A 21,003-nucleotide genomic window follows, 5' to 3' on the forward strand; every position below is an offset into this window, starting at 1 on the left:
TAATATGGCACAAGTTCAATATATTGGTACTGGTCGTCGTAAAAGCTCCGTTGCACGTGTTCGTTTAGTTCCAGGCAGCGGTAAAATTACAATCAACGATCGTGACATCGAAAACTACATTCCATTCGAAGCTTTACGTGAAGTTGTAAAGCAACCACTTAACGCTACTGAAACTCTTGGTAGCTATGACGTTCTTGTAAACGTTAATGGTGGTGGGTACACTGGTCAAGCTGGCGCAATCCGTCACGGTATCGCTCGTGCGTTACTTCAAGCTGATCCAGAATTCCGTCCAACATTAAAGCGTGCTGGACTATTAACTCGTGACGCTCGTATGAAAGAACGTAAGAAATACGGTCTTAAAGGCGCTCGTCGTGCACCTCAGTTCTCAAAACGTTAATTTTATGTTTATCAAAGACTCTCAACCAATTTGGTTGGGGGTCTTTTTTGCGTTTTGGGAATGATAAAGTAAATTTATTTTTTATCAATAGTGTATGTTCATTATTTATGTTAATGCCCTATGAACGAGCACTATTTGTGGAAATGAAAAAAGGAGGGCTTAAAGAGTGAAGGCGTTATCAATGATTCAACCATGGTCAAGTCTTTTTATTTTGGGGGAGGCCCACTATGAGACAAGGACATGGCGAACTAATTATCGTGGTATATTTGCGATTCACGCTAGTAAGAAAATAGACAAAACAGCCATTAGCAATGAAAGAATTAATACCCTTCTATATAAGTATGGATATATACAAGAGAATCTTCCAACGGGCATGATAATAGGTACTTGCAAACTAATGAATTGTCTAAGGGTATTAGAAGATAATCAATCAAGTGCTATCTTAGAAGATGGACGAGTGGTGTCAGGAAATGACTACTTTTTAGGGGATTTTAGAGTGGGAAACTATGCTTGGGAAGTAAAAGAAAAAACCCTCCTAAACACCTTGATTCCGGCGAAGGGGAAGCTAGGGTTGTGGGAGCATTCTATATAAGTTAAAACCATTAATAGAATTATCAAGTTAAATTATAAAGACATCAATAGCGACAGTGTATCCTAATCGTTTTTAACCTTTAGATTCTTTCTATAGCATAAATGATATCGATAGAGATCTTCCTTTGTTATTAAAAAAATAGTAATTCTAGTAGCTACTAAAGCCTAGGTCACCTTGTCTGGAACTTGGAACAAAGTATAGCCCCCTTGGTATATAGTAGGTCGAAAATGAATTAACTGACAAAAATCATCCGAAAGGCTTATAAAATTTAACAAATGTAATATAACTTGAAAAAACATTAATAAAATTCCAGGAATATCCTTCTCTTCTCCTGTCCTATTCTAGGTCCATATCTCTATGAAAAAATCTCGGTTTTGAGATAAATATAGGAAAAAAATTACAGACATGTTTCGACAAATCGGTATGAGAGTTTGACTGAATTGTGAACACATGATAGTAAATATATAGTAAATATTTTTAATTATTTCCAATTTTAAACAGAGTTAACGGGGATGATTTCCCTAAGGATTGAAAATACTTTTTGGGAGAGAAGATGCAGGATGTTAGAGTCAAAAAGAAGAGCTACGATTTTCTTATTACTCGCCTTTCTTCTAGCTGTAGCCGCTGGATATCTGGTCTTAGATAAGGTAAGGGATCTTAATGCTGAACTAGGAGGAATGACAAAGATATATATTGCAAATGGAAGTATTCCTGTCAGGACACTTATTCAGGAAAATCAGGTTACCACCATAGAAATCCCCAATAAATTTGTGAATAAGGCACATATACAAGATAAAGATAAGTTAATAAATCGGGTCTCGGTTGTCCCCTTAAACGAGGGTGAGATCATCACAAAAAATATGCTAAAGCCATTTACCGAATTAAGAAACGAAAACAGTCGTTTAATCGCCATGTATCCGTCTGAAAAGGTCCAATTTGATCAGGTCATTGAAACTTTAGATAGAGTGGACATTATTGTATCTACAAATAAAAATGGTGAAGAAAAGACGGAAATATTTATGCGGGATGTTCCGGTTGCGTATTCAGATGGTGGTAAAGAAGACTTCGCTGGTGTTGCACTTGAGGTAAAGCTCGAGGATGCCCCAAAACTAATACATATACAGCATTACGCTGACAAAGTAAGGATACTTAAAGCGAATGTTGGAAAAGGCGATGAGCCTACTGAGAAAGTTGAGCAAAAGGAAACAAAAGATAAAGAGGAAATTGAAGAAGTAGAAGAAGTGGTAGGAGAAAGCTCCACTACAACCGATGCGGAATCCTCTGGACAATAATTAATATAAGTGAGGGAATACATATGGAGCCGAATCTAAAAGTATTATTAGTCAGTGACGATGAGGTAATTCATAACCAAATTTTAAATGCCCTTACTGGAAGTTATACGGTGCAGCTTATTAGTACGAGAGATGTAGTTCGCGAGGTAAATAGAGATGATCAAGATATTGTAATCTTTGTTCAACCTGAGACTGATATAGCAGTAGAAAGTATCCAGTATATTAAATCTGTAAGTCCTTCAACCCTCGTTATCTTTATTGCGAAGGGGTCGGATTTTACACAACTAAGGAATATAACAAAGGCAGGGGCTACAGAGTTTTTTGTATATCCCGATGAACATAGTCTTTTTATTAGTCGTGTTCCTACTATTTTTCAAAACTATGAATCTAACAAAAAAAAGAAAGAAGACACATTCTCTGTCTTTACAAAGGGGAGGGGCCAAATTTATTCCCTTTTTAGTGGAGCAGGTGGAAGTGGAAAATCTAACCTTGCCTCCACACTTGCCCAGACGATTAAGCTTGAAACCACTGCAGAAGTTATACTAATTGATTTAAACCTTCAGTTTGGAGGCATTGAGACATTATTTTCTATTCATTCCAACCGGTCTATCGCAGACCTTACACCAGTTATAAACGAATTGAATGAGAGTCATATCCGAAATGTTTCCCAAAAATTAGAAGGATCTAAGCTTGAAGTGTTAATCAGTCCATGTGATGCAGAAGCTGCAGAAAGAATTAACGAGGAGTTTATTGCAAAGCTGTTAAGAACATGTAGGAGGAGTTTTGATTTTGTTATTGTTGATCTACCTTCCTATATGAACAGTCAAGTATTAACAGCTTTAGAGGAATCTGATCAAATTTTCTATATCTTAACCCCTGATACACCTGCTCTAAAAGTATTAAAGCAATTTGAGGAACTGGCAGTTCGGTTGGGAATTGAGCTCCCATCTAGAACCTCCGTCATACTTAATAAAGTCGGTAAAGATAATGAAGTGCAAGATAAGGATTTAAAAAATGTATTAAGATTTCCTATTGCAGCAACTGTTCGATTTGATAAAAAAGGGTTACAGCCATTTTTAAATAAAGGGGAGCCGGTGAGAAAAACAGCTAAGGAAAGAAGATTAATCCCATTTGCAAAAGATGTAAGAAAATGGGGACTTTCTGTATTAGGATAGGAGGGCTTGCAAGTGGCATCTATATTTGAGAGACGAAAAGACAAAATAAATAGCTCAGCCAAATTGCAATCCTATCAATATGAAAATCATTTAGTGGATGAACTTGTTGAACACTATAAGAATCGACTACTTAGAGATACAAATCTAGAAGTACTTACAAAGCTGTCTCAAGGTGAAATGAGGCTGAGTATTGAGCAATTTGTGAGTCAGTTTATGGCGGAGGAAAAAGTAATTATTTCCCGTCATGATAAAGAAATTTTAATTAATCGAATACTTGATGAATCTGTAGGATATGGACCTTTGGAACCTTTGATAAATGACCCATCCATCACAGAAATCTTAATTAATGGATTTGAAGAGGTATATGTAGAGAGGCTTGGGAAATTAGAATTATCCGAGGTAAAGTTCCGGGATGACGACCATGTCAGACATATCGTTGACCGGATTGTTGCCCCAATAGGTAGAAGGATTGATGAGAGTTCTCCAATGGTGGATGCTCGCTTACCAGATGGAAGCCGTGTTAACGCTGTTATACCACCAATTAGTTTAAAAGGAACATTAGTTTCCATTCGTAAGTTTAGAAAAGAACCATTCAAAATGGATGATTTATTAAATTTTAATGCACTTAACTCGGCGATGTCACAATTTTTAGACGGGGTTGTAAAAGCAAAAATGAATACACTTATTTCTGGAGGAACAGGAAGTGGAAAGACAACCATTTTAAATGTATTAGCAACTTCTATACCAAAAGGAGAAAGGATTGTCACAATTGAAGATTCCGCTGAACTCCGTTTAGAACGACCTAACGTAGCAAGTCTAGAAGCAAGACCGGCAAATGTTGAAGGAAGTGGAGAAGTAACTATTAGACAGCTTGTAAAAAATGCTCTTCGGATGAGACCTGACAGAATTATAGTAGGTGAGGTTAGGAGTGGTGAAGCTTTTGATATGTTGCAAGCAATGAATACCGGGCATGAAGGCTCTTTAACTACTGTTCATGCGAACTCTCCTGATGATGCTCTTCGAAGAGTAGAAGCAATGGTAGTGATGGCTGGAATGGAACTTCCAAGCCACATTGTTAGGGAATATATAGTCGGAGCCTTAGATATCATTATTCAAGCGACTCGCTTAACAGATGGATCTAGAAAAATCATTTCTATATCAGAAGTCGTTAAAAGACCAGATGGGTCTCATGAAGTAAAAGAAGTTTTCCACTTTAAGAGAACCGGAATGAGCAAGGAGGGAAAGATTGAAGGATATTATACTCCAACAGGTTATGTCCCGAAGTGTCTTGAAAGGCTTGAAATTTTTGGGATCTCCATTCCTCATTCGGCTTTCTCTCCCACTTATGAGGAGGTGAGGTAATGGCGCCATTTATTATCGCAACATTAGCAGCATTCATGTTCATTATTTCAATATATTTCTATCTGGATCATCGAATGGTAAAGAAAGAATGGCGAAAAAATATTCACGAATTTTATCATGAAGGGAAAAAACGAAAAAGTATCATTGTCCTATTAGGAGACCGGTTTGATAGGACAGAAATGGCAATACCAATCTATGAGAGACTTCGATCAGCTAATATTTCTTTAACTCCTTCCGAGTATATAGGAGCATTAATTGTTTCATATATGGGTGTTATAATTCTTCTTCAAAACTTTTTTAGTATTAAATTTCCAATCAACTTAATCTTTGCCATGATTGCACTAGAAGGTGGTAAAAGAATACTCTTTCTTATTAGGAAGAATTATATGAAACAGAAATTAGTGGAGCAGCTTCCGGAAATTTGCCGGACACTAGCAAATTCGACTCGTTCAGGGATGACTTTGACGCAAGGAATTAACCTAGTTGCACAAGAGGTGGCTGAGCCTGCTAGGAGTGAATTTCAAAGACTTGCCCAGGAAATAGCTCTTGGTATTGATTTTAATTCTGCCCTAAAGGCATTAGAAAAAAGAATTGACAGTAGAGAATTCCAATTATTTGTTGCTACATTACTTATCCAGAAGAAGGCAGGAGGAAATCTGTATTCTGTATTAGATGAAATGAGCAATACGTTAGAAGAACGAAAGATACTACTGCAGGAAGTAAAAACGATGACAGCAGAACAACGATATGTATCTTACATTGTTCCAGTCATCCCTATTTTTCTAGTATTAATGATGAATAATGTAATAGATGGGTTCCTAGATCCTTTATTCTCGGGAGTCGGGCTATTCCTATTAGCATTTTTCCTTGTCGGAACGGTTCTAACCTTCATTCTTGTAAGAAAGGTAACCAATATTAGGGTGTAAACAAATGGATGGATTAATCATAATCATTATTAGCCTGTGTCTAGTGTTTTTAGCCCTGTCATTAAGAAGCTTTTATAATTATTTTTTATCAAGAGAAAGATTAAAAGAACAGATAAGAGAAAAGACATATGTTTACAACGCATTCGAAAAGAAGATTACAAGGCGAGAAAAAATCGTAACAAAAATGCTCCAATTCGCTGACGATTACTCTAGCATTGGACAGCGGATTAACTTCTTTAGTGAAAACCAAGATGTTAAGAAGAAGTTAATGCAGGCGGGATATCCTTATCAGCTTACAGTAGAGAGGTTTCAAGGATTAAAGATATTTCTACTTATAATTGGTTTAATCTTTGGAGGTTTTTCCCTTTTATTACGCCTTCCGTTCGCTCAGGTTTCAGTAATTATTTATCCACTTCTTGGATATATGGGAGCGTTGTTATGGCTGAATAAAAAGGCAAAGCAACGTCAGGGGGAATTATCATTCCAGCTTCCAGATTTTCTTGATACGATGAGCGTCACTCTACAGGCTGGGGTAGGTTTAGATCAAGCACTTAGGGACATAGTACCGTATTTTGATGGTCCAGTTAAGGACGAATTTGGTCGTTTTATTCAGGAAACTGATGTAGGTGTTCCGAGAGCAGATGCCTACCGGTCCCTACTAGAAAGAAATGATAGTAAGGAATTTCAGATGTTAATTAAATCGCTTATACAAGGGGAAAGATTAGGTGTTCCCATATCAAAGACCTTTAAGAACCAAGCAGAAGAAATGAGAAAAATAAAGAAGGAAAAAATTAAAGAGGAGGCAGCCAAGGCTTCTCCAAAAGTTACGTTGATTACTACCTTTATTGTCATGCCTTCTGCACTAATCTTAATAGGTGGTTTAATGGCTATTAATATCTTTAATAATAATAGTAATCTATTTAATTTATTTAAATAAAGGCTCTTTTCGTAAGATTAGTTGTTACTGATTACTTTAGATTGTCTCGAAACGAATATTGTTGCTGTTTTCTTTTTAGTGTTAAAGAAAAGATGCCGCGGAGCAGTATTAAATTGTATTGGAGCAATAGATGAAGAACAACACTCTATGCGAAAACTGGCTAAACAAAAGACAATTATAAAGGGAGAGATTTTAAATGAAAAACTTAATGATTAAAGCTTGGACAAAAGTAATGCATCCTGTAAAAAATGAAAGAGGAGCTCAATCTTTGGAGTGGTTAGGTTTGGCAGCTCTATTAATTTTAGTCCTTGGGATTATTTCAACAGCTGTTGATGGTCAAAAAACAGGGATAGGTGAGATTATTTCAAAAATAATAACAAAAATAACAGGGATGGTAGGGTAATAAAAATTTAAGGTGGGTAATAAATGAAGAGTTTTAAGCACTTACTGGTAGTCTTATCAACTATCATTTTTATCTTAGTTGGATGTAAACAAGACGAACAAAAAAATGTAGAAAACAACAGTGTTGTAGACACAACAAATAACGAGGATAAGGAAAAAAATGAAGACCCTGAGGAAGAGGAGAAGGAAGCTAATGCTAAAGTTAAAGTATCAGTAGATCCCCTCCCTTCAACATATCAAGAATTAGCAGCTAGACCAGTAGGTGAGTATCATGACTTTTCTTTTTTATTAAATGAAGAAGATATTAATAGAATGTTAGAGACTTTTAGTGACCTTCCTGATGTGTCAAAACAACCTACTAATGAAGAGTTAGATTACTTTTATCAAGAGCTTCTAGCAAAGGTTCAAAAGGATTTTATTGGACCTGAGGATATAATTAGCCGGTTACGCTTTCAAGCTATGGGAAGTCCAGAGATGGAGGACTCTAGGTATCAATTCAAAGAAAATCTTAATGTTTTAATATTGTTAGATGCTTCTGGAAGCATGAAGGAAGCGGTAAACGGTAAGCCTAAGATGGATGCTGCAAAGGATGCTATTAAAAACTTTGTAAAACAGTTACCTGAAGAAGCTAATATAGCTATCAGAGTGTATGGTCACAAGGGCAGTGGTTCTGATATAGATAAAAACCTCTCTTGTACTAGTAGTGAAATCGTGTATCCTCTTTCGACGTATAATCCGTCTGATTTTGATTCAGCTTTAAACACCATTCAACCAAGTGGATGGACTCCTATTGAACTTGCCATAAATGAAGCAAAAAAAGACTTATCAACATTTAATGGTGAAGATAACACGAATATTGTTTATCTTGTTAGTGATGGCATCTCAACGTGCGATGATAACCCTATTAGGGCGGCGAAAGAATTATATAACTCCAATATTTCGCCAATTATCAATGTAATAGGCTTTGATATTGATAGTAAGGGCCAAAATCAGATGAGAGAGCTAGTGAAAGCGACGGAAGGCATTTATGCAAGTGCATCCGATGAAAATGAGCTAGTTAAAGAGCTTTCGAAGTTAAATGATTTAGCTGAAACTTGGAAAAAGTGGAGAGATCAGGGCAAGAAGAGTATTGAACTCGAGAAACTTAATAACGGCCTTGAAATATTTAGCTATATTGCACAGGAAGAATCAAAAAATGAGAGTGAGAGAACAATCATTTATTTAATTCTTTCACAGTTTTGGCAGAATGAACTTTTAGATGTTAATTCCCGTGTATACCTCGAAGAGAAAAATAACCAATATCATTTTTGGATTAGGGAAGAAATTGAGAGATTCAATGACGAATTAAAGGCCCTTAATGATATTAGTTATACAGAAGCTATTAAGGCTCTTGAAGAGAAGTATGAGCAAAATACTCAATAAGTGAGGTGAGCTAAGCATTGTTTAACCAGTTATTAAAGCGAATGGTTTCGCTTTTTATGATTACTATATTACTATTTTGGAGCTTTTTTCCCGCCATTAGCTATGCAGGTGAATTTATAAAGCCGGGAACTGCTATTACGCCAGGAAAAAGCTTCTCACCCGGAACACCGATTACTGGAGGTACCTTTATCATCCCGGGTGAGGTATACAGTCCAGGGAAGGCATATGCACCGGGTCAAGCTTATACCCCCGGGAAAGTTAGCTTAGTCTCAGGGCAGCCCATTCTACCAGGATCACCTTTACAATTAGGGTTGTTCATGATTCCGAATGCTCCTCCAAGTCCACCAGGTTTTTTATTGTGGGAGCTAGAAGGTCTTAAGACAGGTCCGGCCATGCAAGTAGGTGATCCTCTTAAGGGCGGAGAAAGCTCTGCAGGTGGAAATGAATCTGAAGGCGGAGAAGCACTCACTGGTGGGAAAGGATCCGAAGGCGGAGAAGCACTCACTGGTGGAAATGGATCCGAAGGCGGAGAAACACTCACTGGTGGAAAAGGATCCGAAAGCGGAGAAGCACTTACAGGTGGTAAAGGATCTGAGAGTGGAGAAACACTTACTGGAGGTAAAGGGGCAGAAGGTGGAGATACCCTAACTGGCGGAAAAGGATCTGAAACGGGAGAAGCTGTAAACGGTGGTAATAATGCTGAAAGTGGAGATTCTTTAAAAGGAGGAGATAGTTCGTCAGGTGGAGATACCATCGAAGGAAATACAACCGAGGTTGGAAATATAAGTGGTGATGGTAATACTCCAATCGGTGGATCTCCAGGAAGTGATGAGGTTCCTCCATGGTATAATGTGATTTTTAAATCAACAGATGGCTCAAAAGGAATAGCAGGACACATATCTGGAGCAATTAGTGATTTTAAGACATTTGGGCTAGGATTTCTTAATAAAAATGTTTCAGGTGGATTCCTTTCGATGTTAGCTGGCTTTAAGTATGAGCAAATAGGGAATTCTACAAATTACAAAATTTTTGGTAAAAACAAGTTTGATAACAAATTACTTGATAATTTATATCAAAAGTATAAGAACTATACATTTGAAGGTGCAGAAAAGAATCTTGGACCAAATTCAAGAAGGATTAGTGAAGCTAGACTGAATGCATTTTTAGAGAGTAAGAAGCTAAAAGTTACTGATAAAGGCTTTTTTAAACATGTTGGCAACTCAGTTAAGACAGCAATAAATAATAGCTGGAACCCATTTTCAAAAGAATTTATTAAACCGAAAAATTGGTTAAAACCTACAAAATGGTTTAATAAAGACTTTTTTGCAAAAAGCAATGTGATGAAGCTTAGTGGTCCTGTAGGATATTTAACAACGGCATTTAGTAGTGTCTATGACTACAATTGGGGTGATAATCAACATATTGGTTGGAAGTCTTCGGATTTTGCAGCAGCATTAACAACCGATGTAGCTATAGGAGTTGTTTCTACAGGAATTAGTAGTGTAGCTTCTAGTATGGCTGTAGGTGCAGTTGCAGGTTCAGCAGTTCCAGGATTAGGAACCATTGTGGGCGCTGTAGCTGGACTGGGCGCGGGTCTTATAACAACCTATTTGATAAATGGAACAGGAAGAGGCAGAAGAATGAAAAAAGCAATCACCTCCACTATTAAGAAGGGGTATGATTGGGTCGGAGGCGGATTAAAGAAATTAGGTGGCTTATTTGGATAGGGTAGAAAGAAATGTTAAGAATTTTTTCGATGGCAATGGGATGTATTTGCTAGGTTCAAACCTGTTGATGGGAACACTAGCAAGCTTGGTGCCTACAGGATCTTGGTCGGTTTTTACGTTATATATGCTTATTACATTATTTCAGTTAGGTTTGTCTTGGATTTGGTGGAAGTCTGACATGACCTTAATCCGGTTTAATTCACTTACAGCTTTCTTATTATGTATAACAATGGGACTCTTTTTTGTGGTCCCGTTGTTACGATTGACAATTGGAGTACTTTCATTTTGGTTGATTTTAGCGATATATGTATGCATAACCTTCTATGCATTAGTAAGGAAAGAGTTGATTTTCCAGGCGTTTCATAAGCCTGGAAAATCCAAGATTGCTAAAGGAACGGTTATCATCTTATTTTTACTAATTATTCTTGGAGGATTTACTTATGCGAATGGTCAAGAAATGGTCATTATGGCTAATTTAGACGACAATCAAGGAGCCTTTTTTATTTCAACATTTCTTTACGTACTGGGCCTGCTGATTACATTTGTATCTACAGCCCTTTTAAAAAAGCCCCAAGAAATAAAGAATTAAGTTCATATTGTGCAAGAAAGTAACAGCTTGGCTCCATAAGATTGTAACGTGTAAATGGTAACTCGACGAAGAAACAGTATTGAGGGATGTGCTTATCAACCTCTTAATAGCACTAGTAAAGGCATCTACACTTTTCTTGTAAAGGAGGAAGAAATGTTTAGTTTTTCTGGGTTCGTAAAATCTCTAGGAATTGTTTTGCTGGTTTTAATAACCATCTCTTTTACAGTAGGTTTACTAAATATTAATCACATAGGGGTATTACTCACCATCATGTACAGTTTTACCTATGTCCTCAATGGTGTATTAGCCCCGTTGTTAAACCAAAGAACGCCTTATTTTGCTAGTTATTTATCTAGTATTACACTAACCGTTCTGAATTTAATTGTTGCGATATATTTATTAGACGTCATGGTATTAGCTGATCCAGCGGAAATCAATCGGGGGTTGTTTATGAATTCGACTATTTCACTTCTAGCAACCTTTATTGTTGTGATGATACTCAAAAGGAAACAGAGGAATAGCCATGCTTAGAGATATATCCGACATCTATAACAGAAACATCATTAATATTCTTTTAATCTGTCTAGTATTAGTTGTACCTGTAACATTTTTTAGTTATGCAGCAATTACATATTTTAATGAGCTTGAAACATTAGAGTATAGGAATATTCCAGCTTTTTGCATGTGGATATTAAATTTTTCAATCTTATTTCCGCCATTTTTTTATATTGCCAAAATGGACATTACAGAAAAAGAGGTTAATTTAATAAAGATATTATCTGTTTTTATAAATAAGTTTGGGTTTGTGGCATTCTTGACAATCATCCTATTTATAATAGGAATGCTTGGCTCTGTGCTATTGTTTATCCCTTCGTTTTTAGCGATTTTTATGATTATTTTATTCCCTCTTTTTACGGATAAAGAAAATGTTCTGGAATCGTTAAGATCGGTCTGGAGTGTTATTAAAAACGAGCATATTTTTATCATTGTTGATGTACTCATTCTTTTGTCATTGAATGTTTTAGTATGGTCAGGCTCTTTTTACTTAGTAGCTAACTTTGAAAATAATACGTTTGTTTATATTATTTTACGAGCTCTTACTAACTCTCTTTTATTCCCCATTTTGTATTTCTACTTAACTTTAAAATATAGAAAAGATTTAGTTTAGATTAAGGGTGATAGGATGTTAGAAGGAAATATGGAAAATATAAAATATTTTAAAAGGGTTCATGTAGGACTGGTTATTCTATTCTCTTTCCTTTCTTTGGGGATTTATTTAGGATATTGGTTTCTGAGTAGAAAGAAAAGTATTAATGATTTAAAAGGGGAGAAAGTGGTTCCGTTTAAATGGTGGGTGGTCTTTACAACTATATTAACGATTTCTTTTGTATACAAGTTTGTTGGTCCTATCTTTCTCACCCCATACGGTATGGCAATTTTTGACTCCATAGATGTTATATTATCTTGTTATTTATTAGGGCTACTCTATTATTCCGTATTTAGATTAGCAGAACTATTCGAGGAAACTTATAACGAGAAAATTTTTCAAGGTTGGCTACTTGTTCTTTTTCATGTTTGGTATGTGCAGTATAAGATCAATAGATTGGGGGACTTTGAGATTGAGGAAAGTAGGTTTACGTCCCAGCTTGCAAAATGAAAAAGGAGCAATAAGCATTGAGTTCTTGGGAATATTACCGTTCTTCTTCCTTTTCTTCTTACTTCTCTGGCAAGTAGTTGGGACTGGATATGCAGTATTTACAGCAAAGATTGCTGTGAGTGATGCTGCAAAAACATTTGCAGTGACAAACAGTACGATTAAGGCAATTGAAACTGCGAAAGAAACGATAGGGAGTAGTACAGTCCTCAAATATAAAGACTTACAAATTCCTGAATATTCTGTGACGAGTGGGAAGTTTAAAATTGTCTTATACGCAGAGCATTCTGTTAACTTTATTCCAGAAAAGTGGAGAGATTATGCAACATTAGAATTGGAACAAGAAGTGCATGGAAAGGTATTAAATACACCATGAATTATGTGAAAGATGAAAAAGGCAACGCAGCTATTTTTATGCTTTGGCTGTTAGGAATGGTGGCTATTGTTTTCATACTTACCATAAATATCGTAAAGGTTTACATTGTTAAAGAGCATGCTAGTTTGTCAGTTGAACAGGCTGCTATAGCGGGAACGGCTGCATTACTTGAGAGAACAAAGAAGGCCGTCGAAAATTATGACACAAGACCAACTTCCGACTTACTATATATAGCTGATAGAAATTTGCAAATCAGTTTAGATGGAGCTAGTGTGGGTCAACTGATTGAAAGTAAAAAGAATGATTATATGGCTAATGGCATGGATGAAGGTGACGCCCTTGTTAAAGCCGTAAATAAATTGTTGCCTGAAAGAATTAATAGAAGCCCCTATTTGAAATGGGAGATGAGAAATCAGCTAGGTCTTTCTAGCTCAGATGCTTACCATATCTATACGCCTGCCATAATGAATATCATTGCCGACAATAAAGCAAGAACTGAGGACACAGAACCAACACTTTCCACTACTGATTGGAGAATCGAAGTAAAATCAACAGTGAGGTTTAAATCCATTGCAGATAATAAGTTTATTACAGCATTTATTGACGATCTTCCTCAAAGAGGGTATGGCCCAAAGCTTATCTACTTAGAGGATGTATATACCGGAACGATTGTTTTTCCTACACCATAATAGCCTTTTACTGATTCTGTTAATATCCCCTCTTATAAGGACCTAAGAGAGAAGAACCCAGAAGATTATGAACAAAAATTTCAATTATGGTTCTTTTAATTTGAATGATTATGGCATTCTTCAAAGTTTCACGATTATGCTGTACGATGTTATGTGGTCAAATCATAGCTACTGTAAAAAGGTTGCCGAGCTTAGGCAACCTTTTTTTGCATTGAATCACAAAAAAGAACAGTTAACATAGCAACTGCTCCGTATTAGTTACCTATTTATCAAATACCATCATCTTCTTAATAATGCTTTTATTTAGACTTTTGATACCAGATATGCTGACTTTCATCCAAATCCAGCTATATAATATGGAAAACAATAAAGTTCCGATTAAGACGGTAAGACTCACATTAGAAGAAATGGACGGCCCTAAAATGGGGAATTGCAGTCCAAATAGTACAAGTAAGATTCCTAAGGTTAAGAAGGTTCCGGCGAATAAGGTTACAAGCATCCTTGTTTTTAATAATCTAAATCCAATCCCTAAACTAATGCCCAATAGTCCAGTTGTAAATGGGAATACAATTAATTCACTAGGCTGGATAATAGCCAGCAACAATATTGTTAAGACGTATGTCATTAGACCGATACGGATAGAAATAATAGTTGCAATCACAATAGGACCAGTGGTTAAAATACTAAATATGTAGCCAACCCCAACAAATATTCCTGCTGATTGAAATATCGCCGCTAGTGCACCTAATAAACTACCCAACACAAGTTTTGTAGTCTTAGAATAATCTTTACTAGTCACTGCATGATCTTTTCTCCATGTATTTACAAAAAACCTCTTTAATGTTTTCACATGCACCCCCCCTCTATAAGGTTAATGCGCTTTTGTTGACATTTATACCAATTGGACAATACTGTTGGCACAACTTTTTAAACATTTTCCTTATTTAAAATTGATATGGGAGCCAGCTCTAACATATCAATATGATTCATAAAGTAATCCCCTCCTTTTAAATTTTTCCTCTTAACAAGTATTCAAGTATTCTCTAGGAAAAACATCCCTATTCTTTTAGCGAAAACAAAAAGCACATCATTCATGTGCTATTTGGTTTAGGACCTGATTTGTTTTAACAATCGTAGCAAATTCCTTATTTAATAAAGCTAATTCTACTTTTTGGACTTGATCAGCAGAATAGTGAATTCCGTTATGGTCAGTAGCATCAAAAGCAGCAATTGCATCCTCAACAAGATAGGTTTCGAACCCCAAATTGCTGCTCATTCTCGTTGTGGTAGAAACACAATGCTGTGTAGAAAGACCTGTAATCACAACTGATTTGAGTTGCTGATCTATTAAATAGGTCTCTAAATGTGTACCGATAAACGCACTGTTAACATTTTTCGGGAATATTTTCTCTCCTTCTTGCGGTTGAATCATATCCTTAAATTGAGTTCCAACTTTATCTTTATGGTATAAAGGTGACTTAGGTTGAAGCGACAAATGTTGAGAGTAGATGACGGTCCACTGTCGGGTGCGCCATTCTGTCAGTAACTTTAATATATTATCTTCTGCTTGAAGATTGTTTCGTTTTCCCCAATACGGATCATCAAAGCCTTTTTGTACATCTAATACCAACAAAGCAGGAGGATTTCCTAACATACTTCTTCTCCTTACATCTATGATTTACGCTGTTTCGCAAATTTCTCCATCATCTTTTTATAAAGGCCTCGTGGGACCTTTTCTTTAGTGATTAAGTGAATATAGAACGATTTAAAGATGAGTATTTAAATAATAAATTTAACAAGAAGAGCCTCTTTTTAACATTTGTTGAAATGGCCACTTTCATTCCATTTATTCAAGCTAGAAAAGTTTCAGTAAAAGACAAAAAAATTGGCAATTGAAACGTCATTAGAATTTGTATTTCTCCACCTCGGGCGATAAAGACTATCTGAAAGGGGTGAGAAATCAGTGAATGTGATTACAACCTTTAAGGAGAAGAAAAGAGAAAAGCGTCTTAAATATGAAAAATCAGTCCTTAGGGAAATATCACTCAAGTCCTTGAAAGAAAGAGTGAAACAATATTTTGGGTCTTCAAAGTTAACTTCAAGCTTGATTTTACAATCGGGAATTGAAGAAGCTTGTTATGATATTGCTATTGAAGCTTATTTACTAGGCGCACATTTTAGTCGCTTCGGCTTTTACGGAGAGTCTGTTGAAAGTGTGAAGGATCGTTGTAAAAAAGAAGAAAAACATTTAATTGATACATTATATAATTTCCTTTTATATTGGGGTAAGGGGACAGAGAGTGTATATAACGAGTCCCTATACTATTTATGTGAGCAATATGTTGAGAGTTGGTGGATGGAGGGTTTTCGAAAAGGTGAGAGACGGCATAAATTAAGACTCCATTAGGGTATTCATTTTTATAGTTCTATCTATCCTTCTTGTCCCATATATTGAGAAGTGAAAAGGGACGAGCGGGAAGGATGATAGGGTTTGAAGAGGAAAATAAAAATTGGTGCTTTTACATTGGGGCTTATCATATTATTTGCCATCTTACAATATGACTTTGTAGAGGACAATTCATGGAAATCATGGAATTTACCTTTGTCCGGTAAAATCATTCTCCTCGATCCAGGTCATGGTGGTGTCGATGGGGGAGCTGGAGAGAAAGACTATTACGAAAAAGACATTGCCCTAAGTATCTCGTTAAAACTAAAAGATTATCTTCAACAGCAAGGTGCATTAGTACTGATGACGAGGGAAGAAGATAAAGATTTGGCTGATGAGGGCATGAAAGGATACAGCCGTCGGAAGGTCCAGGATTTAAAAAGAAGATTGGATATTATTAATGAATCAGAAGCGAATTTATTCTTAAGCATTCATCTAAATGCAATTCCATCTTCAAAGTGGAGCGGTGCTCAAACCTTTTATGCACCCCAAATGAAAGAGAATGGGCGAGCGGCTAAGTTTATCCAAGATGAGCTAAGAACAAACTTAAATAACACAACAAGAAAAGCAAAAGCCAATAATACCATCTACCTTCTCAAATATTCTAATAAGCCGGGAGCATTAGTGGAAGTAGGATTTTTATCAAACCCTCAAGAACGGGCGAACTTAATGCAGGATGAGTATCAGGAAAAGGTAGCGGCTTCTATATACAATGGGATATTACGCTACTTTACAGAGGAAACGGAGCTCGTCAATAATTAGAATGGAAAGATTCAGATACACATACCGTAAAGAAGGTGAAAAGGCGCCTTCTTTTTTATGTTTAAAAATGCTTCTTAATATAGGTGATTCAGAAAAAGTAATACGGATAAAATGCAAAATAGAGTCAGACTCTAAAACCAAGCTACTGTGATTGAATTAACAGTTAAAATTATGGTATATGTTATAATGTTAATTGGAAACGAATTCAGGAGGCGGGGTTGTCATGTTAACAGAAGCAAAAGTACTCGAACTTCTTAACGGTTTAAAAGAACCATTTTTACATAAAACGTTAGAAGAATTAAATGCTATTGAAGAAGTAAAAGTTAAAGAAGAAAAAAATCACGTAAGTGTAAAAATCGGTGTTGCTAAAACTGGTACTGCAGAACAACTTCAATTGCAAACTCAAATTGTAAATTTACTAAAAGAAGCAGGTGCAGCAACAGTAGGAATTAGATTTTCTGAACTACCTCAAGAAACGTTAGCTAAGCATCAAGTAGCAGATCAAGGGGATTCAGACAGTCTACTATCTCCTAACAGTAAGACAACCTTTATTGCGATTGCGAGCGGAAAAGGTGGAGTAGGAAAATCAACTGTATCTGTAAACCTTGCCGTTTCTCTAGCAAGATTAGGGAAGAAGGTTGGTCTAATAGATGCTGATATATATGGGTTTAGCGTACCTGATATGATGGGAATCACAAAACGACCAGTGGTAAGAGGAGAGCGCATTATTCCAGTCGAAAGATTTGGTGTAAAAGTTATATCAATGGGCTTCTTCGTAGAGGATAATGCACCTATTATTTGGCGTGGACCAATGCTAGGGAAAATGCTAAATAGTTTCTTTAGTGAAGTTGAATGGGGAGAGTTAGATTACCTTTTACTTGACTTACCTCCAGGTACAGGTGACGTTGCGTTAGATGTTCATAGTATGTTGCCTGCTTGTAAAGAAGTAATTGTCACAACACCACATCCAACAGCAGCTTTTGTAGCAGCTCGCGCTGGAGCGATGGCACTTCGAACAGACCATGAAATCTTAGGTGTAATTGAAAACATGGCTTACTTTGAAAGTAAGGTAAGCGGTGAAAAAGAATATGTATTTGGTCAAGGTGGAGGAGAAAAGCTTGCAGATGAGCTTCAAACGGAAGTTTTAGGCCAACTTCCATTAGGGCAACCAGATTGGAATGAGGAAGACTTTGCTCCTTCGGTATACCAAGTAGATCATAAGATAGGAAAGATCTATCAGGATATAGCACAAAAAGTAGTAAAAGCTCTAGGATAACAAAAAGGCAGACTTTATGGTCTGCCTTTTTGTGTTAATGAAACTTATTTCTCTTCTTCTCCGCCTTCTTTAGCTTTCTCCCCTTTAGCCACTTCTTCTGCAGCCTTTATAAGAATATCTTCAATCTTCGCTTTAAAAAGGGGGCTTTCAAAGGTTTCAGTCATCACCTTTTGTAGATGCTCACGGTATTCCTTGCTTTTTAAAATATTTGTCACTTCTTTTTCAATTTCTGGATCTTTTAGTACCTCAATCATCATGCCCTTGTACTCTGGATCCTTCATTAGGTCTTTCAAAAGTTGTTCGTGACCATCCTTCATACTAGTTGCAACACTTTCAGCAAACTTAGGATCTTCTAATGATTTCTTCCAAAATTCCTTACCCTCATCAGAGGTTAAAGTTTTTTGGATGGTTGAGGATACGACGGCTTGGTCCATGACTAGCTTCTCTTTCATGGTATCGTCAGCCATAACCTCTTGAAGTGCTTTTTTACCATCATCTGTTTTCAAGATGTCAACAACCATTTTCTTCGTTTCTTCGTAGTCGACTTGCTCGCCCCCAGTCTCAGTTTGAGCACAACCAGCAATCAACATTGTTAGAAGTATAGGGAGCAAAGTGAATTTTTTGATCATAATATAAGCTCCTTTCACAGTTATCCTTAATTTTTAGGATGAAGAAAAGTGACAAATATTATGCATTTATGATGAAAATCTAGATTTTTGAAAGTGTGGTTGGTACAATCATAGAAGCGAAGAAATGTAATGGAGGAACTTAACGTGAATAGCCGAAACCTCGTAAGGTTGTTTATGTCTACTTTATTAGTAGGTGGACTAACAACTGGGATTGTTGGATTTATTGTTAGATGGGAAGAATTTCAACCTGTTTTTTCTAGTTTTGATATCTTAGAAATATTATCTATTTTATTTTGGTTAGTTGGTGTAGGATTTATATTTAGTATTATTAGTCAAATGGGATTCTTTGCTTATTTAACGATCCATCGCTTTGGATTAGGAATATTCAAGTCTGCGAAGCTTTGGAATGCCGTTCAGATTGTTCTTATCTTATTTGTCCTTTTTGATTTAATTTATTTGCGATACGTAACTTTTGCTCAAGAAAATGAAACGGTCTTATCTTATGTAACAATCGCCATATTTATTGCTTTATTCGGATTGGTGGTTGCTTACTTTAAAGCAAAACAAACAAATAAAGAAGCTTTTATCCCTGCTTTATTTTTTATGATTGTTGTCACGGTAATAGAGTGGGTCCCAGTCTTAAGAGTAAACGAAGAAGGTTGGCTCTACCTCATGCTATTTCCACTACTAGTGTGTAATGCCTACCAACTACTTATCCTTCATAAATTAAATGAGAAGTCTCTTAGAGAGACTCAAAGCAAAATTAATAGCAAAGCAAAAAAGCCGACCCAATAAAGGTCGGCTTTTTCATACTCTAAAACCTTTACTTTATTTCTTTTGTGTCTGCATTTGCATTCGCGATCATCTCTGAGACTGAAACGAGCTTTAGCCCTTTGCTTTTAATTTCGTTTATGATAGGAGGTAACGCCTCGCTTGTCTGTTTGGCAGAATCAGAAGCGTGAAGTAGGACAATGTCTCCCTTTTTAGCCTTAGAAACATTATCTACAATTGCTTCTACTCCTGGATTAGTCCAATCCTTTGAATCAACAGACCAATGAACAACCGTATACCCCAGTCGATCTGCTACTTTTAATGTTTTTTGATCAAAATGTCCTGTAGGTGCACGGACAAGCTTGATGTCCTTTACATTTAACTTTTTAAAAGCCTCTTGAGCTCTAGATAGGTCTTTTCTAATCTTTGATTCATCAAGCTCTAAATAGTCTTCATAATTGTATCCAAGAATACCAATCTCATAGCCTTCTTTTACAATTTTTTCGACCAGATTAGGATGCCGCTCTGCCCAAGAACCAGCAAGGAAGAAAGTTGCGGCGTTAATATTATGTTCCTTTAACACTTCCAAAATCGGTTCTGCTTTTTCATCACCCCACCCTATGTTGAATGTAAGGGCAATATCCTTTTCACCTTTATAGACTGCTTTAGGTCCATCTTTTCCTGAAAAGGCTGGAACGTGAATATAGTTTTCTAAATACAAAAACCAAGCTGTGAAGAATGCTGCAATAACAACTACAAGACCTTGTTTTAATAATTTACCATTGAGTACATAAAAAAAATTCATCCTTTATCACCTCGTCCAATACACTCCTTGTCTCATCGTATGTCTATTTTTAAGAAATATGATAAATGGATAAAAAAAATTAGTAGTCAGGAAACACATATCTGGATGAAACAATAATAGAAAAACTTTCTAATAAAATATGTAAATTTGGAAAACACTACAAGAACCTAAGATTTTATGAAAGGGAGTATTTGACATGATGGGTTTTCTAATTAATGAAAAAGAAATGAAGGAGATGGAATATCTACTAAAGAGAGAGATGGATGAGATTTTATTTGATTTTAAAGATGATCGAATTGATCATTTAGTTAAGAGATCAATGGAGGAAAGATATAAAATTTTATTCTCTTTGTTTAAGCGGGTAGCTCCTTCTAAAGAGTGTTTAAAATATACTCGAACTTTAAGTCAGAAAAAAGAAAGAAAAGGATAAAAATTTTATCGCAATAGTGTTGACTTTGTTTTTCTATCCTGGTATATTAATAAACGTCGCTGCTGAGCAACGGCAAAAACATTTTAAAAAGATGTTGACATTACATCTTAATAAATGTTATATTATGAAAGTCGCTTCTGAGCGATAACTTAGTAAAATTGTTCTTTGAAAACTAAACAAATCATACGTCAACGTAAGTTTTAAAATTGTTTTAAACAAGAGCTAATCTTACTCTTTATTGGAGAGTTTGATCCTGGCTCAGGACGAACGCTGGCGGCGTGCCTAATACATGCAAGTCGAGCGAAGATTTAAAAGCTTGCTTTTGAATCTTAGCGGCGGACGGG

At 36.1% G+C, this 21,003-nt stretch carries 25 protein-coding genes and 1 rRNA gene; 22 read left to right on the plus strand and 4 right to left on the minus strand.

Going from position 1 to position 21,003, the window contains the following annotated elements; genetic code table 11:
• Nucleotides 1-4: 4 nt before the first annotated feature.
• The 16 genes from rpsI to ACFYKX_RS25225 all read left to right on the plus strand — a co-directional run bounded on the left by rpsI (nucleotide 5) and on the right by ACFYKX_RS25225 (nucleotide 13,540).
• Nucleotides 5-397 (plus strand): 30S ribosomal protein S9, encoded by a 393-nt coding sequence (gene rpsI, locus ACFYKX_RS25150; RefSeq protein ID WP_389364749.1) that lies wholly within the window; start codon nucleotides 5-7, stop codon nucleotides 395-397.
• A gap of 166 nt (nucleotides 398-563) precedes the next feature.
• Nucleotides 564-989, plus strand: coding sequence for a 2-oxoglutarate dehydrogenase E1 (locus ACFYKX_RS25155; RefSeq protein ID WP_389364751.1), 426 nt, complete (start codon nucleotides 564-566; stop codon nucleotides 987-989).
• A 560-nt stretch (nucleotides 990-1,549) separates the two neighbouring features.
• Entirely contained in the window at nucleotides 1,550-2,281 is a 732-nt protein-coding gene (locus ACFYKX_RS25160) for an SAF domain-containing protein (RefSeq protein ID WP_389364753.1), read from the plus strand.
• Nucleotides 2,282-2,304: 23 nt separating this feature from the next.
• The gene (locus ACFYKX_RS25165; RefSeq protein ID WP_389364755.1) at nucleotides 2,305-3,456 is read left to right on the plus strand and encodes an AAA family ATPase; all 1,152 of its coding nucleotides are present in this window, start codon (nucleotides 2,305-2,307) and stop codon (nucleotides 3,454-3,456) included.
• Between the two features lie 12 nt (nucleotides 3,457-3,468).
• Complete coding sequence (locus ACFYKX_RS25170) at nucleotides 3,469-4,818, plus strand: CpaF family protein (protein ID WP_389364757.1); 1,350 nt, start codon at nucleotides 3,469-3,471, stop codon at nucleotides 4,816-4,818.
• On the plus strand, nucleotides 4,818-5,744 hold the full coding sequence (locus tag ACFYKX_RS25175; RefSeq protein ID WP_389364759.1) for a type II secretion system F family protein: 927 nt from the start codon (nucleotides 4,818-4,820) through the stop codon (nucleotides 5,742-5,744). Before ACFYKX_RS25170 ends, ACFYKX_RS25175 begins: the two co-directional genes overlap by 1 nt.
• 4 nt (nucleotides 5,745-5,748) lie before the next feature.
• Nucleotides 5,749-6,681, plus strand: coding sequence for a type II secretion system F family protein (locus tag ACFYKX_RS25180; protein WP_389364761.1), 933 nt, complete (start codon nucleotides 5,749-5,751; stop codon nucleotides 6,679-6,681).
• A gap of 196 nt (nucleotides 6,682-6,877) precedes the next feature.
• A complete protein-coding gene (locus tag ACFYKX_RS25185; protein ID WP_389364763.1) occupies nucleotides 6,878-7,084 on the plus strand; it encodes a hypothetical protein in 207 nt (68 codons plus the stop codon).
• 23 nt (nucleotides 7,085-7,107) lie between these two features.
• Nucleotides 7,108-8,505, plus strand: a complete 1,398-nt coding sequence (locus ACFYKX_RS25190; RefSeq protein WP_389364765.1) for a vWA domain-containing protein — start codon at nucleotides 7,108-7,110, stop codon at nucleotides 8,503-8,505.
• Between the two features lie 17 nt (nucleotides 8,506-8,522).
• Nucleotides 8,523-10,232, plus strand: a complete 1,710-nt coding sequence (locus tag ACFYKX_RS25195; RefSeq protein WP_389364767.1) for a hypothetical protein — start codon at nucleotides 8,523-8,525, stop codon at nucleotides 10,230-10,232.
• Entirely contained in the window at nucleotides 10,225-10,821 is a 597-nt protein-coding gene (locus tag ACFYKX_RS25200) for a hypothetical protein (protein WP_389364769.1), read from the plus strand. The genes ACFYKX_RS25195 and ACFYKX_RS25200 overlap by 8 nt, the downstream gene beginning before the upstream one ends.
• A gap of 153 nt (nucleotides 10,822-10,974) precedes the next feature.
• Nucleotides 10,975-11,352: a hypothetical protein gene (locus ACFYKX_RS25205; RefSeq protein ID WP_389364771.1), complete on the plus strand. Its 378-nt coding sequence runs from the start codon at nucleotides 10,975-10,977 to the stop codon at nucleotides 11,350-11,352.
• Nucleotides 11,345-11,989 carry a hypothetical protein gene (locus tag ACFYKX_RS25210; protein WP_389364773.1) on the plus strand — a complete coding sequence of 215 codons (645 nt, stop codon included), beginning with the start codon at nucleotides 11,345-11,347 and terminating at the stop codon, nucleotides 11,987-11,989. Before ACFYKX_RS25205 ends, ACFYKX_RS25210 begins: the two co-directional genes overlap by 8 nt.
• Before the next feature lie 15 nt (nucleotides 11,990-12,004).
• Entirely contained in the window at nucleotides 12,005-12,478 is a 474-nt protein-coding gene (locus ACFYKX_RS25215) for a hypothetical protein (RefSeq protein ID WP_389364775.1), read from the plus strand.
• Nucleotides 12,441-12,851 (plus strand): pilus assembly protein, encoded by a 411-nt coding sequence (locus tag ACFYKX_RS25220; protein ID WP_389364776.1) that lies wholly within the window; start codon nucleotides 12,441-12,443, stop codon nucleotides 12,849-12,851. The genes ACFYKX_RS25215 and ACFYKX_RS25220 overlap by 38 nt, the downstream gene beginning before the upstream one ends.
• Nucleotides 12,848-13,540 carry a hypothetical protein gene (locus ACFYKX_RS25225; protein ID WP_389364778.1) on the plus strand — a complete coding sequence of 231 codons (693 nt, stop codon included), beginning with the start codon at nucleotides 12,848-12,850 and terminating at the stop codon, nucleotides 13,538-13,540. Before ACFYKX_RS25220 ends, ACFYKX_RS25225 begins: the two co-directional genes overlap by 4 nt.
• Before the next feature lie 262 nt (nucleotides 13,541-13,802).
• Here ACFYKX_RS25225 and ACFYKX_RS25230 read toward each other — a convergent pair whose 3' ends face one another.
• Both ACFYKX_RS25230 and ACFYKX_RS25235 read right to left on the minus strand, forming a co-directional pair.
• Nucleotides 13,803-14,390 carry a hypothetical protein gene (locus ACFYKX_RS25230; protein ID WP_389364780.1) on the minus strand — a complete coding sequence of 196 codons (588 nt, stop codon included), beginning with the start codon at nucleotides 14,388-14,390 and terminating at the stop codon, nucleotides 13,803-13,805.
• 237 nt (nucleotides 14,391-14,627) lie between these two features.
• Nucleotides 14,628-15,194, minus strand: coding sequence for a cysteine hydrolase family protein (locus tag ACFYKX_RS25235; protein WP_389364781.1), 567 nt, complete (start codon nucleotides 15,192-15,194; stop codon nucleotides 14,628-14,630).
• A 309-nt stretch (nucleotides 15,195-15,503) separates the two neighbouring features.
• Between ACFYKX_RS25235 and ACFYKX_RS25240 the strand changes: the two genes are divergently transcribed.
• From ACFYKX_RS25240 to ACFYKX_RS25250, 3 genes are all read left to right on the plus strand, one after another.
• Complete coding sequence (locus ACFYKX_RS25240) at nucleotides 15,504-15,947, plus strand: DUF2521 family protein (RefSeq protein WP_389364783.1); 444 nt, start codon at nucleotides 15,504-15,506, stop codon at nucleotides 15,945-15,947.
• 84 nt (nucleotides 15,948-16,031) lie between these two features.
• A complete protein-coding gene (gene cwlD, locus ACFYKX_RS25245; protein WP_389364785.1) occupies nucleotides 16,032-16,748 on the plus strand; it encodes an N-acetylmuramoyl-L-alanine amidase CwlD in 717 nt (238 codons plus the stop codon).
• A 223-nt stretch (nucleotides 16,749-16,971) separates the two neighbouring features.
• The gene (locus ACFYKX_RS25250) at nucleotides 16,972-18,024 is read left to right on the plus strand and encodes a P-loop NTPase (RefSeq protein WP_389364787.1); all 1,053 of its coding nucleotides are present in this window, start codon (nucleotides 16,972-16,974) and stop codon (nucleotides 18,022-18,024) included.
• A gap of 44 nt (nucleotides 18,025-18,068) precedes the next feature.
• On the opposite strand, the gene gerD is transcribed toward ACFYKX_RS25250, so the two are convergent.
• Entirely contained in the window at nucleotides 18,069-18,653 is a 585-nt protein-coding gene (gene gerD, locus ACFYKX_RS25255) for a spore germination lipoprotein GerD (protein ID WP_389364789.1), read from the minus strand.
• Nucleotides 18,654-18,797: 144 nt separating this feature from the next.
• Between gerD and ACFYKX_RS25260 the strand changes: the two genes are divergently transcribed.
• Nucleotides 18,798-19,448 (plus strand): KinB-signaling pathway activation protein, encoded by a 651-nt coding sequence (locus ACFYKX_RS25260; protein ID WP_389364791.1) that lies wholly within the window; start codon nucleotides 18,798-18,800, stop codon nucleotides 19,446-19,448.
• A gap of 28 nt (nucleotides 19,449-19,476) precedes the next feature.
• On the opposite strand, the gene pdaB is transcribed toward ACFYKX_RS25260, so the two are convergent.
• Nucleotides 19,477-20,229 (minus strand): polysaccharide deacetylase family sporulation protein PdaB, encoded by a 753-nt coding sequence (gene pdaB, locus ACFYKX_RS25265; protein ID WP_389364792.1) that lies wholly within the window; start codon nucleotides 20,227-20,229, stop codon nucleotides 19,477-19,479.
• A 196-nt stretch (nucleotides 20,230-20,425) separates the two neighbouring features.
• Between pdaB and ACFYKX_RS25270 the strand changes: the two genes are divergently transcribed.
• Both ACFYKX_RS25270 and ACFYKX_RS25275 read left to right on the plus strand, forming a co-directional pair.
• Nucleotides 20,426-20,659 (plus strand): hypothetical protein, encoded by a 234-nt coding sequence (locus ACFYKX_RS25270; RefSeq protein ID WP_389364794.1) that lies wholly within the window; start codon nucleotides 20,426-20,428, stop codon nucleotides 20,657-20,659.
• 235 nt (nucleotides 20,660-20,894) lie between these two features.
• Nucleotides 20,895-21,003 (plus strand): 16S ribosomal RNA (locus tag ACFYKX_RS25275); the annotation flags it as partial.

This window comes from Cytobacillus spartinae (assembly GCF_042865285.1).
GTDB lineage: Bacteria > Bacillota > Bacilli > Bacillales > Cytobacillaceae > Robertmurraya_A > Robertmurraya_A spartinae.

Coding starts and splice junctions, on each gene's coding strand:
- ACFYKX_RS25180 (WP_389364761.1), top strand. CDS start 5,749: ATGGATGGATTAATCATAATCATTATTAGCCTGTGTCTAGTGTTTTTA.
- ACFYKX_RS25225 (WP_389364778.1), top strand. CDS start 12,848: ATGAATTATGTGAAAGATGAAAAAGGCAACGCAGCTATTTTTATGCTT.
- gerD (WP_389364789.1), bottom strand. CDS start 18,653: ATGATCAAAAAATTCACTTTGCTCCCTATACTTCTAACAATGTTGATT.
- rpsI (WP_389364749.1), top strand. CDS start 5: ATGGCACAAGTTCAATATATTGGTACTGGTCGTCGTAAAAGCTCCGTT.
- ACFYKX_RS25210 (WP_389364773.1), top strand. CDS start 11,345: ATGCTTAGAGATATATCCGACATCTATAACAGAAACATCATTAATATT.
- ACFYKX_RS25160 (WP_389364753.1), top strand. CDS start 1,550: ATGTTAGAGTCAAAAAGAAGAGCTACGATTTTCTTATTACTCGCCTTT.
- ACFYKX_RS25190 (WP_389364765.1), top strand. CDS start 7,108: ATGAAGAGTTTTAAGCACTTACTGGTAGTCTTATCAACTATCATTTTT.
- ACFYKX_RS25270 (WP_389364794.1), top strand. CDS start 20,426: ATGATGGGTTTTCTAATTAATGAAAAAGAAATGAAGGAGATGGAATAT.
- ACFYKX_RS25165 (WP_389364755.1), top strand. CDS start 2,305: ATGGAGCCGAATCTAAAAGTATTATTAGTCAGTGACGATGAGGTAATT.
- ACFYKX_RS25185 (WP_389364763.1), top strand. CDS start 6,878: ATGAAAAACTTAATGATTAAAGCTTGGACAAAAGTAATGCATCCTGTA.
- pdaB (WP_389364792.1), bottom strand. CDS start 20,229: ATGAATTTTTTTTATGTACTCAATGGTAAATTATTAAAACAAGGTCTT.
- ACFYKX_RS25250 (WP_389364787.1), top strand. CDS start 16,972: ATGTTAACAGAAGCAAAAGTACTCGAACTTCTTAACGGTTTAAAAGAA.
- ACFYKX_RS25235 (WP_389364781.1), bottom strand. CDS start 15,194: ATGTTAGGAAATCCTCCTGCTTTGTTGGTATTAGATGTACAAAAAGGC.
- ACFYKX_RS25205 (WP_389364771.1), top strand. CDS start 10,975: ATGTTTAGTTTTTCTGGGTTCGTAAAATCTCTAGGAATTGTTTTGCTG.
- ACFYKX_RS25175 (WP_389364759.1), top strand. CDS start 4,818: ATGGCGCCATTTATTATCGCAACATTAGCAGCATTCATGTTCATTATT.
- ACFYKX_RS25215 (WP_389364775.1), top strand. CDS start 12,005: ATGTTAGAAGGAAATATGGAAAATATAAAATATTTTAAAAGGGTTCAT.